The following is a 12356-nucleotide window of genomic DNA, read 5'->3' as shown; positions in this document are numbered from 1 at the left end:
GTTATACCGCAACAACTGGGTGGCGCAATTCACCAATTTTTTCGACATAAGCCTCAATCACATCACCCGGCCATACCCACTCTTGCGGTGAACGCCCTGCTCCGACACCTTCTGGAGTACCCGTTGCAATAATATCGCCCGATTCAAGAGTGATCCCTTTGCTGATATCTGCAATCAATGCGTTGACGTTAAACAGCATATGGCGAGTATTGGAATCTTGCTTGATGATACCATTCACTTTTAGGCTCAGATTTAAGGAATGTGGATCAGGAATTTCATCCGCAGTAACAATACAAGGGCCAAATGGTGCATAAGTATCTTGACCTTTTGAGTAAATCCATTGACCTGCACGACGGCAGTCACGCGCGCTCATATCAATCATCAAGCTATAACCAAACACATAGTTCAATGCGTCGGCTTCTGAGACACCTTTTGCCCGTGTTCCTATAATCACCGCAAGCTCAACTTCCCAGTCCAGTTGTTGGGTAATATTACTGTTATGCTCTATTGCATCGCCGGGTCCAATCACACTTGTTGGTGGCTTAGAAAAAATAACCGGCTCTTTTGGTAACTCTTTTGATGTATCTAATGTGCGACTAGATTCAGCAACGTGCTCAACATAGTTCAAACCGATACCAAAAATATTTTTTCTTGGTTGAGGAATTGGCGCTAAAATTTTCACATTCTGTACAGGCCAAGCAGTGCCTGCGGGAAATTGTCCTTGATACACATTTAATAACTCAGTCCCAGAACGTACACCTTGCGGCCCAAGATCAATGAAGTCCAACATATTATCTGGCAGATATTGCCCTCGCTCTTCCGCTAATCTAGCTAAATCAACCACCTGATTATCAACAATGGCACCTAAACGTGCGGCAGCGGTAACATCTGAACGATAAGTAATAAGACGCATAATTCTTCTCCTTTTGTCAGGCTCACCTGACTTAAATCTTCACGTAAATGATTAAAATAATTAGCCAATAATTTTTTGGTGCCCGTCGTTTTCAGCGAGCGCTTCTTCGTAATACAATCCAAGTGAGTTCATCACGGGTAAATCGCTAAAGCAGAACAGACAAGCATCATCATTCTGTGATGTGTTGACATGTTCATGAAACATCCATGACGGTACACAGAAGATATCGCGCTCTTGCCAATCAAACCGCTGACCGTTAATCACCGAATAGCCTTGGCCTTTAGCAACTTGATAAATAAAACTTCCCGTATGACGATGAGCTTTACCCACAAAACCCGGTCGTAATAGTTGCATACTGGCGCCAATGGTTGGCATCACAGGTCCACCCGTTAATGGGTTGGTGTATTGCATGAGAATGTCATCAAACGGTGATCCATCAGTGGCTTTGGCTGCACGCTTCAACGCTTCGTAGGTTGGCCCCCACTGATATTTAAAAAGTGGTGAATAAGGTTTATCCCAGCCAATATGATGCGGGCGTAGTGCCGCGCCACCCCACATACCTACGGGATAATCTACTGGGTGAGTTTCCACTTGATGCATGTCTGGGTGTACTTTGTAGAAGCCTGCTTCCATCGCGTTAACCAATGGAATATCTAAGCCATCTTGCCAGATACAAGGTAGGCCATCTGCTGCAACACCATGCTCATGCCATGTACCATTTGGCGTTAATACAAAATCATTCGCTTCCAACATCATTTTTTGCCCTTCAACGATGGTGTAAGCGCCTTTGCCTTCCATAATGAAGCGCAGTGCTGATGAAGAGTGTGCGTGAGCTGATGCCGCTTCCCCTGGATGCATCACCTGCAAACCTGAATAGAGCCAACCCACTGCTGCGGCAACATCTTGTCGACCTGGATTATTTAAATAAACCACCCGACGCCCTGCTTTTTCAGGTGTAACTAGCTCGACCGAGCGTAATACATGGTCGCGTAAGTCACGATAACGCCATAACACAGGAACTGACTGAGACTTTGGCTGCCAAGGCTCAATTTTGTTAGCAACAGTCCATAACGCACCTGTTTTTAAGTTAGCTAAATCTTTGTAATACGCCACCAGCTCAGGCGTATCTTCGACATCAGCACGTCCTGCAACATTTTCTCTATATTGATCATGGGACTGAGTACTCATCGGCTTTACTCCTATTCGGGTGATGGCGATTAGCGGCTTTTGGATTGCTGTAGCAGTTGTTGGCGACCATATTCATATGGAGCAGGCCAATTCACTGAATTCCAGCCAAAACGGGCACACTCATGCAGAACCCAAGCAGGGTCGGACAATAGTGGGCGCGATAATGCACATAAATCAGCACGTCCTGAAGCAATGATACTATTAACTTGATCCGCCTCAGTGATGGCACCAACAGCAATAACAGGTACATTGCCTTCATTACGAATACGGTCAGCCATTGGTGTTTGATACATACGTCCATATACAGGTCGTTGTAATGGTGAGACTTCACCAGAAGAGCAATCAACCATATCCGCGCCAGCCTGATGCATCGCTTGCCCTATCAGCACAGCTTCATCAACAGTTGTGCCACCTTCTACCCAATCTGTTGTTGATATACGTACTGAAAGCGGTTTGTCACTTGGCCACACATGCCTAACTGCACTGACTACTGCCAAAGGAAAACGCAGCCGATTTTCTAAAGTGCCACCAAAGCTATCAGTTCGTAGATTGGTTAATGGTGAAATGAAGCTCGATAACAGATAACCATGACCGGCCTGTATCTCAAGCCAGTCAAAACCTGCTTTATCTGCGCGTTTCGTGGCTTCAACAAACTGTTCAATGATTTCAACCATCTGAATTTCAGTTAGCTCAGAAGGTATCTGTGAAATATTCGGTAAGTAAGGTAACGCTGATGCACTAACTAAAGGCCAGTTACCTTCTATTAATGGGTGATTTTCTTTTTCCCAACCACGTTGAGTCGAACCTCGACGACCAGCATGGCCTAACTGAATACCTATTTTTGCATCAGTTTTTTGATGAACAAATTGAGTAATGTTTTTCCAAGCATCAACTTGCTGATCATTCCAAATACCTGGACAACCTTCAGTCATTCTTGCTATCGGTGAAATTGCGGTCATTTCAGTCATGATAAGACTGACTCCGCCTAAAGCTCGGCTACCTAAATGAACGAGATGAAAATCGCTGACAAGCCCATTAGTTGCACAATAAAGCAGTGTTGGTGAGGCAATGACACGATTTTTTAGCTCGATGCCCCTTAAGCGATAAGGCGTTAACATTGGTGGAATTTGTTGCGAATCTGAGCTGGCTTCGATACCGGATTTTGTCGCAAACCAGTTCTCATAATTTTGCAGCCATTGTGCATCGCGCACCCGCAAATTCTCATGAGAAATACGTTGTGAACGGGTCAGCAATGAATACGCGAACTGCTCTGGCTCAAGGTTTTCGTAGCGACTGATATTTTCAAACCACTCAGTTGAGTTACGCGCTGCATTTTGAATTTTTAGAACTTCAACACTACGCACTTTTTGGTAGTGTTCTAAGCCTTTGCGCAAGTTACCGTGTGTTGCTTTTAAGCTTTCAGTTAATTCAATTGCATCTTCAAGTGCTAACTTAGTCCCTGAGCCAATAGAGAAGTGTGCTGTATGCGCTGCATCGCCCATCAATACCACTGGTACGTCTTTACTGCTTGTCGGCGTTGTCCAGTGCACCCAGTTGTCACAAATGACGCGAGGAAAACGGATCCAAATAGCGGCTCCACGTAAATGGGCGGCATTTGCAATTAACTTTTCGCCATCCAGCCATGGAGCAAACAGAGTTTCACAGTAAGCAACGCCCTCTTCCTGAGACATTTGATCGATGCCAGCTTTTAACCAAGTCTCCTCAGTGGTTTCAACGATAAACGTTGATAAACCTTCTTGGAATTGATAGGCGTGAACTTGAAACCAACCGTGTTCGTTCTCAGCAAATAAGAAAGTAAATGCGTCAAAGATCTTCTTCGTCCCTAACCAAACAAAACGGCAACGACGCTGATCAATATCGGGCTTAAATACATTTTCGTACCGAGTACGTACTGCGCTATTGATCCCATCAGAAGCAATGATCAGATCTGCGTCATATTGACGTGCTATTTCTTGATCGTCAGTCACTTGCGTTTCAAATACTAACTCTACGCCAACTTCAAGGCAGCGATCTTGTAAGATATTCAGTAACTTTTTACGCCCAATACCAATGAAACCATGACCACCACTGCGATTACAGACACCTTTAAAGTGAATATCGATATCATCCCAATGACTAAATTCAGCCGAAATGGTTTCTGCCGACACGGGATCAGCTCTACGCAAGTTACTTAATGTGGCATCAGAAAATACGACTCCCCAACCAAACGTGTCATAGGGACGATTTCGTTCAACAATCACAATACGATTTCGTGGATCCTGTAATTTCATCAGTAAGCCGAAGTAAAGCCCTGCGGGACCGCCACCGATACAAACGATATTCATGGAGTTTCTCCTTTGCTACGTTGTGCCATCACACAGGTTGCTGCTGGGTTAAGGCGTGATAAAGCTCATCAGGGATAGCAATCGCCTGATGTGTTTCTAATGAAGTCGTGACAAAAGTTTGAGTGACTTGCATACGTAGCTCGCCACTTACGCTGGTGCAGGTTTGGTGTAACGTAATGGATTTCCCCCCAATACGCTCAACCTGTAATTGAAGTTCAACATCATCACCCATCCGACTAATCGCCTTAAATTCAGCTTCGAGATAGACAGTCGGTAAACCAAAACGCTGTTCAAGAATGTAACCCGCAAACCCTTGGGGAATCAGTTGATCTACCCAGTGCTCTAATAGATTGTTAAACATAATGAAATATTGCGGATAAAAGACAATTCCCGCAGGGTCACACTCTGAGAAAAGAATTCTATGTGGTCGAGTAAATTTAAGCAGACTCATAATATTTTCCTTATTCCATAGCCAAACGTTGGCGGCACTTGCGCAATTCATTACCATGCTCATCGGCTAAAGCGGCCTCACGTAACTCACGTAAATTAGCCGGAGCGAGTTGAGCACCATAGCGTTCAACAATTTCCATTAAGGTTTGGAAGTTACGTAGCCCGCGAGAATGTGTATCGCTATAACCTTTCACGACCCGCTGACATTGCGCAATTTCGGTCGCAAGTGCAGGGTTAGTCTGAGCCGCCTTTTCTACCGCAGATAGCCAACCTTCAATTCGCTGAGTTTCTAGCTGATAGCGTAATGTTGTGCGCCGACCGCGTCGCCATGCTGCAAGTAGATATAATTGTAAGAAGCCGCCCAACGAACTGGTAGTGATCGTGCGACCCTTTTGGGTGAATTTGCGAACCGTTTTGTGTAACCAATGTGGCCGCATCAACCACGTACCAAGGTTTTTGGGAAGCGTTTCGCAAATTTCTTCAATTCTTGGATGCATAAATTCATTGATATCGAGTAACTGGCTATCATTTGCATGTACTTCGTTGCGAACACGTTGAAAACGGCTGTCTCGAATTTTTAGATCTGCCACCCGAATGGTGTCTTCATAAGACATCCAAAGCGCTAAATGACGAACTAATGCACGCTGTAAGCGCGCATCACTACCACCTTCTTGGCTAAATAGTTGTGCTACGCGGTCTAAATAAAGGGAGGCATATGCTGGGTCTTGATAATCAATTAATCGGCGTACCCCCTCAATTGCCAAATAATGAACATGTTGGGGAAAATCACGTTCAACTCGTGCCAATAATTCGGCTACGTGCTTATTTTTTGCGGTATGAGGTGTTATCTGAGCTACTTGTGTTTCGTGAGGTTCTTCAGGATGAGCAGCCTTTTCAGCGCCAAGAGAAAATGCCCGTAAACTTGGTTTAACACCGACACCACCCCGCACAATGGTTTCTTCAAATTGTGAGCGGCTAAAAGGGAGAACACCAGAGCCGAACAAAGCACCAAACAATACGGCACTGATCACGCTACCGCTTTGCTGCGCCGCTTTTTCCATATCAAAATGAATAAACTGACGCGCAGCAAGTCCGGCATGGCGAATTAAGGCTTTGCTATCAACACGACCATCACCCATTGCCGATTTTTCCGCAATAGAATAAACACGGTGTGTCGAGCTGACTAATGTCGTACGTTCTGGGGTGACAAATCCGCGCTGCACCGCTCGCCCAGCTTCCATCAGTTCAGAGGCTAACACTACATCAACATCTCCCGGCATTGGCATTAATGCCAATACAGGTCTTGGCGTTAATGGGTTATCTGCTCCCGGAAATAACTCAACATAATAAATCGTCGCGCCAGTACGCTGAGCAACACCGGGTACAGAAGTTGTTTGCGCAAAGTAGCCATTATCCTCACCTAAGTTCACAATCCAGTCAGCGAGAACACCACCACCTTCACCACCCATAGCTAAAATTGCTATTTTGATGGGTTGTAATGCAACCATATCATCCCCCTCAGAAACTCAGTTGTTCACGACGACGTGCATCACGGCGTTGCAAATAGCCAATAAACCAGCCGCGAACGCGATGGCGTAATTTGTCCCAACCATTTGGATTGGTAATGATCTGTGCTTTAAAAAATGAAGGACATAAAACCGCAGCATGAGAAATTTCACCACAAAGACCACAGCCTACGCAGCTATCCATCACGGTCGCCACGGGATCAGTACGTAAAGGATCTTGATTTGGCTTGATCGATAAAGACGGGCAACCTGATAAACGAATGCAAGAGTGATCACCGGTGCAGGTATCTGGATCTATACCGAAGCGCTCCCTAACCACTCGCTTACCTGCGGCAACATCACTACGCACTTTTTTCTTTTCACGACGTTGCTTGTTCAGCATGCATTCACTTTGCGCAATCAATACTTTTGGACCTTTTTCTTGAGTGGTTAGGGCTTCGCGCAATGTATTCGTCATTGTTTTCAGGTCATATGTGCGTTTAATGGTCTTAACCCAATTCACGCCAACACCTTTGACTGCTTTTTCAATTTCATGGCCTGTACTACGAGTTGGATTCAACGCGGTAGATGACAAAATGTCTTGACCCCCTGTCGCTGACGTATAGCTGTTATCAACAACAATGGTTAAATTATCACTACGATTAAATACACTATTGGCAATCCCACTGGTTAAACCGTTATGCCAAAAACCACCATCCCCCATCACCGCTATCGCCCTTTTGCCAGCTTTAGCATTCAATGCAGCAGCACCCGCACCACCTAACCCATACCCCATTGTGGTATTACCCAAGTTGAAAGGCGGTAATATTGAGAAAAGATGACAGCCGATATCCGCACTGATGTGGTGCTCACCAAGTTCACGCTCAATTAATTTCATTGCAGTAAAAATGGGACGTTCTGGACAACCAGTACAAAAACCGGGAGGACGTGCGTGAACAGTTTCATTCAAGGTGGGTTCAGCCGCATTAACATATTCCGGTTCTGCTGAATCAACTTCCAGTTCAGTAACCATAATTGTTGGAATACGAATTTGTTTTGCTGCGGCCTTAACTTGCGGTTCAATTTTGCTGTAGCGTTCTAAAAAGGAACGCACACCCGCTAGCACTGTTGCTGTGTTATATTCGCCCGCCATTGGCAGAATATCTTTGCCATGCAACGCAACGTCGATATTGCGCTGACGCAAAATGTTTGCGATATTCTGCTCAACAAAGTTAGGTTGACCTTCTTCCAGCACAAGAATGGATTTTTTGTTGCGACAAAAACGCTCAAACTCATCATCAATTAATGGATAAGCCACATTCATCACATAAAGTGGTATTTTGCTATTTCCAAATACATCCGCTAAACCTATTTGATTCAATGCACGGATCAGCGTGTTATAGCAGCCACCTTGCAGTACAATGCCAACATCATCAGCCTCTTCGGCAAAAAACTCATTCAACTGACGTTCTTGAATAAATTTCACCGCCGCAGGCCAGCGTGCTTCAATTTTTTCTTTTTCATGCAGGAAACTAGCGGGAGGTAATACGATGCGACTGACATCCCTTGTTGGATTTTCCAATGCGTCTTTAACTGTAAATTTTGGATGTAGATTATCCGAACAAACAAACTGCCCATGAACATGGCAAGAACGGATACGCATCTGTAACATAACCGGTGTGTTACTCGCTTCAGAAAGATCAAAACCATCTTTTACAGCCTGTACAATCGAAGGCAAATTAGGACGAGGATCTAACAACCACATTTGTGATTTCATCGCAAAAGCGTGACTACGCTCCTGCATAATAGAAGAGCCTTCACCGTAATCCTCACCAACAATGATCAACGCGCCACCCAGTACACCACCGGATGCCAAATTAGCCAGTGCATCTGAAGCAACGTTAGTACCTACTGTTGCTTTAAATGTTACAGCACCTCGTAATGGATAGTTGACTGAAGCGGCAAGCGTTGCAGCTGCAGTGGCTTCACTTGCACTATTTTCAAAACGAATACCATAATCGGAGAGGATATCCTGCGCATCAGCAAGAACATCCATTAAATGAGAGATTGGTGCGCCTTGGTAACCTGCTACATATGAAACGCCGGACTCTAATAACGCTTTAGTGACAGCAAGGATACCTTCTCCACTAAAAACCTCACCCTGACCTTGTCGTAATTTTTGCACTTCTTGTACAAACGATCGCTCAGCCATTTTAACCTCACAATGAACGTCAGAACGTTATTATCTTTTTTGTGTTTCCATCTTGTATCTTTTTTGTTACCAAGTGGTCAATGCATGATTAATCATGGATATTAGATTTATGCAGAGAGTGGATAGGACTTGCAGAGAGCGGATAAATATCTTGCAAAACAATCACAAAATACTATTTGTATGAAAGGTTATAAATACACCAAATGAAAAATGAAGAGATCAATAATCATCATAAATAAGCAAAAAACTGCCAATTATCCATATTATTTATAAGGGAATAGCACAAACAACCCATGACTTATCTAAAAGAGTTATTATTTATGCTTTTTATACATAACTGAAGAGAATAAAACATACAACAATATGATTAATCATGAATATTCCACTAACCTAAAATAAAAATAACTTTATTTTTTATATTGTTAACGCAATCACAATAACCATACTGTTTCTATAATTATGCATTTTTTGGATAGATTTTGCACATTATTGGCTAGGTCAACTATATTGTTTATGCTATGTTCAAAACCTAACTAGTTACAAATAGTTTAACAAAATGTTAATAAATTTATCTCTGTTTGGTTTTGTCATCCCTTGAAAAGGCTTATGGATAAATACTCCCTTAATAATTAAAGATGCGTCTAGGCGTCAACCTAAGCTATCCGGATAATCAGTACAGATATGATTCGGATACTAAATAGTCGCCAACAACAGTGCAGCTCAAAATATGACGGGAATGAATGGATCAGGCACCAGCAGAGTACATAACAATAATAGCCTGACGACTTTATTTGGAGATCCTGCGATGCTGAGCAACTCGTGGTCCCATTCATCTGCACCCCAGATTGAAAATCAACTCTGTTCAACAGAGCGTTTATTATTCACTTCGGCCGATCCAGAAGAGATCAAATCTATGGTTGGCCGAGTGATGAAACCACATCAGTTTAATTTACTAAATCCACATCAACGTCTTGATGCTCGTATGCATTATATTCCCATGGGCGATATTGCATTAAGCCGCCTTCGCTATGGTGCTGATGTGCTTATTTCACCGGGTCAACTCCAAGATTTTTTTCTCGTACAAATGCCTCTATCGGGTAGCGCTATTATTGAAAGCGGAGGGAAATACTTAGAATCGACGCCAAAAATGGCATCATTACTCAGCCCAGAAGAATCGACAAGTATGCGTTGGAACAGTGATAACGATCAGGTAATGCTACGAATTTCACGCTCGCTGCTGGAAAGGTCATTAGTCGGTCAGTTAGGACATACGCTTGATAAACCGCTCGTTTTTGAGCTTGGTTTCGAATGGCAATCTTGTACTGCTTGGCGTACTTTAATGAATTATTTGATTGAATGTGCTACTCGCTCACCAGACCTCCTGCAACATAAGCTGATTGCTACTCAAGTCGAGCAATTAGTCTCTGTTACCTTACTATCCACCCAGAACCATAATTATACTGAGGACTCAGGCATGCGGCGTGCAACTATCCGTCCGAGGCATGTTCGCCGTGTGCAAGAGTATTTAGAAGCCCATGCTCATGAGCCAATTACAGTTGAACAACTTGCACATATTGCAGGCGTTAGCCTACGCAGTTTATATGCTGGTTTTAAAGAATTTTTAGACATCAGCCCGATGCAGTACTTACGTGATTTAAGAATGGAACGTGTACGATCAGAATTATTATCAGGTGAGGCGGCAAGTGTCACGGGGGTCGCACTACGTTGGGGCTTTGCGCACATGGGACGCTTTAGTGCCGAATACAAACAACGTTATGGTGAAAGCCCAAGTCAAAGTATTAAAAAAGCTTAATTTAATAAGTAAGCATTTATATCTAAGCACCTAGGGGCTGTTGATCTTTGAAGGTCAATTTTTATTCGAATTACACGTCTTTAGTTAAGACAAAAAGAAGCAAGGAGAGTGGCTCGCCGCCTAGTGGACTCGGCAAGAGTCGCTCAACACAGCGAAAAATCACGTTTAATTGAACCCGAAGGGCGCTTTTCATTTACGGTTTAGGGTTTTTGGTGATGTTTTTTAGGCGCCCAAGTACGTGACATGATGATATTGCTGTTACTTAAACCGATTAGTACGGTAAAAATCAGCAGCAAAGACAAACAGCCCTAGTATACTATAACTATTTTAATCGTCGGGCCAAGTACCTTATTCCATTGATTGGCTACAATAAATATAATGAAATAAGGTACATAAAATAAGAATCATTTAATAATTACGCTAGAAAAAATATTTAAAACGAGCGCGAACACCATAACGATCATCATCTTTAGCACTAATCATATTACTATTTTGTGCATTAATTTTAGAATAGTAAGCGCCTAAATAAATTTTATAATTATCTAAATCCAAAATTTTAGGGATCTCATAAGAAGCATAAATAGTATGGATATCATATTTACCCGGTACACCATTTAATATGTCATCTGAATTTTCTGAAAGATTTTCGGCGTTAAAATCTTTAATGTCATTATGCGCAAAAATATAACCTAGCTGCGCACGGCGCCACAAACCATATCCTCCAATTGATAAATCTTTCTCTGATGTTGCATCCAAATATGCGGTACTCAGCATAAGCTGAAGTCCATTTTCAGGATCTTTTTGCAATGTATCCCAACCAAGCGTCATACCATAACCGTTACGCTTCGACATATCTTTCCACTTACCATCAACGTTATCGCCATAAGCATTATTAATAACTTGTGATTCCATCGCGACAGCGACTTTAAAATCATTCGGTTGCCATGCAATGACAGGCCTTAGATAAATGACATTTTTCTTATTATCTAATGTATAACCATGATAGGTGCCATCATCAAATAGAGAAGTTCCATCTTCAACGAGGGCATTAATTTCAAAATACCAATCATTCAGTGATTTGGATAATTGTACACTTCCACCATCACCAGAACGACCTCGTCCCTCTTTCATCATATAAATGTAGCCAAAACCATCACCATAAAGATCATTCGCAGTATTACCTGAATACTCGACAAAAGTATCTTGGCCTAAAGGGAACATATCATAGGCTTCATAACGCCCTAATTTTGCTTCCCAACTATTTTGTTGGCCGAAATAAAATACAGCATCATCCAAATTCATCTTACCTGTCATATCAGCAAGAGGCTGCACACTAAAACCAGCATAATTGCCATTGCTAATCTGATGCTTACCATCAATACCAATTAAAATACGCCCATTAATATCCCAATTATCACTTTTACCCGGTTCATTATCTTTACCTAACGCTGTGCTCACAGAGGTGATTTGGCCTTTGCGACTTGCCGCATCCATATTAAATTCAACATCCCCATAGAGCTTTAATTCACCAAACTCATTGTTATATTGAACACCAGATAGTTGATTCGCTGCGGGCTTAGATGGAGATGTAGTAGACGGTGATAATGTTGTGACGGCTAATGATGGCTGGCTAGTTTGAGGAGATGAACTTTGAACCGTCATCATTTTTTCAAGTTTTTCAACCTTACGCTCTGCGGTCACAGCTCGTTGTTCTGCCTGTTCTGCTCTTTTTTCTAATGCTTGTAATCTTGCTTCAATAGCACTTAAGTCTACCTCTGCTTGGCCACTGATCGGAAAAATAGTAACAAACGCAGTCGCAATGACAGACAAATAAAATTTTTTCATGTTTATGCCTTTTTAAACCAAACTTTAAATAATGATTTACAGGGTAGCTATTCAGCAATTTTACTTATTCATTGTTATGCTTAAA

Annotated in this window: 8 protein-coding genes; 1 reads left to right on the top strand and 7 read right to left on the bottom strand. The window is 42.7% G+C overall.

Going from position 1 to position 12356, the window contains the following annotated elements:
* Nucleotide 1: 1 nt before the first annotated feature.
* From OOA_RS18900 to OOA_RS18875, 6 genes are read right to left on the bottom strand one after another with little or no spacing between them, the layout of a single operon-like run.
* Entirely contained in the window at nucleotides 2-913 is a 912-nt protein-coding gene (locus OOA_RS18900; RefSeq protein WP_008913780.1) for a fumarylacetoacetate hydrolase family protein, read from the bottom strand.
* A 60-nt stretch (nucleotides 914-973) separates the two neighbouring features.
* Nucleotides 974-2101, bottom strand: a complete 1128-nt coding sequence (locus OOA_RS18895) for a cupin domain-containing protein (RefSeq protein WP_008913779.1) — start codon at nucleotides 2099-2101, stop codon at nucleotides 974-976.
* A gap of 29 nt (nucleotides 2102-2130) precedes the next feature.
* Nucleotides 2131-4446 (bottom strand): bifunctional salicylyl-CoA 5-hydroxylase/oxidoreductase, encoded by a 2316-nt coding sequence (locus OOA_RS18890; RefSeq protein WP_008913778.1) that lies wholly within the window; start codon nucleotides 4444-4446, stop codon nucleotides 2131-2133.
* Between the two features lie 28 nt (nucleotides 4447-4474).
* Entirely contained in the window at nucleotides 4475-4897 is a 423-nt protein-coding gene (locus tag OOA_RS18885; RefSeq protein ID WP_008913777.1) for an acyl-CoA thioesterase, read from the bottom strand.
* A 10-nt stretch (nucleotides 4898-4907) separates the two neighbouring features.
* Nucleotides 4908-6404 carry an indolepyruvate oxidoreductase subunit beta family protein gene (locus OOA_RS18880; protein WP_008913776.1) on the bottom strand — a complete coding sequence of 499 codons (1497 nt, stop codon included), beginning with the start codon at nucleotides 6402-6404 and terminating at the stop codon, nucleotides 4908-4910.
* Between the two features lie 10 nt (nucleotides 6405-6414).
* Nucleotides 6415-8613 carry a thiamine pyrophosphate-dependent enzyme gene (locus OOA_RS18875; protein WP_008913775.1) on the bottom strand — a complete coding sequence of 733 codons (2199 nt, stop codon included), beginning with the start codon at nucleotides 8611-8613 and terminating at the stop codon, nucleotides 6415-6417.
* Nucleotides 8614-9340: 727 nt separating this feature from the next.
* Here OOA_RS18875 and OOA_RS18870 point away from each other — a divergent pair.
* Nucleotides 9341-10426, top strand: coding sequence for an AraC family transcriptional regulator (locus OOA_RS18870; protein WP_008913774.1), 1086 nt, complete (start codon nucleotides 9341-9343; stop codon nucleotides 10424-10426).
* 420 nt (nucleotides 10427-10846) lie between these two features.
* On the opposite strand, the gene OOA_RS18865 is transcribed toward OOA_RS18870, so the two are convergent.
* Nucleotides 10847-12271 carry a carbohydrate porin gene (locus OOA_RS18865; protein ID WP_008913773.1) on the bottom strand — a complete coding sequence of 475 codons (1425 nt, stop codon included), beginning with the start codon at nucleotides 12269-12271 and terminating at the stop codon, nucleotides 10847-10849.
* Nucleotides 12272-12356 lie beyond the last annotated feature (85 nt).

This window comes from Providencia burhodogranariea DSM 19968 (assembly GCF_000314855.2).
GTDB classification, from domain to species: Bacteria; Pseudomonadota; Gammaproteobacteria; order Enterobacterales; family Enterobacteriaceae; genus Providencia; species Providencia burhodogranariea.
Note: the sequence above shows the minus strand (reverse complement) of the source record. Positions and strands in the feature narration are given on the sequence as shown.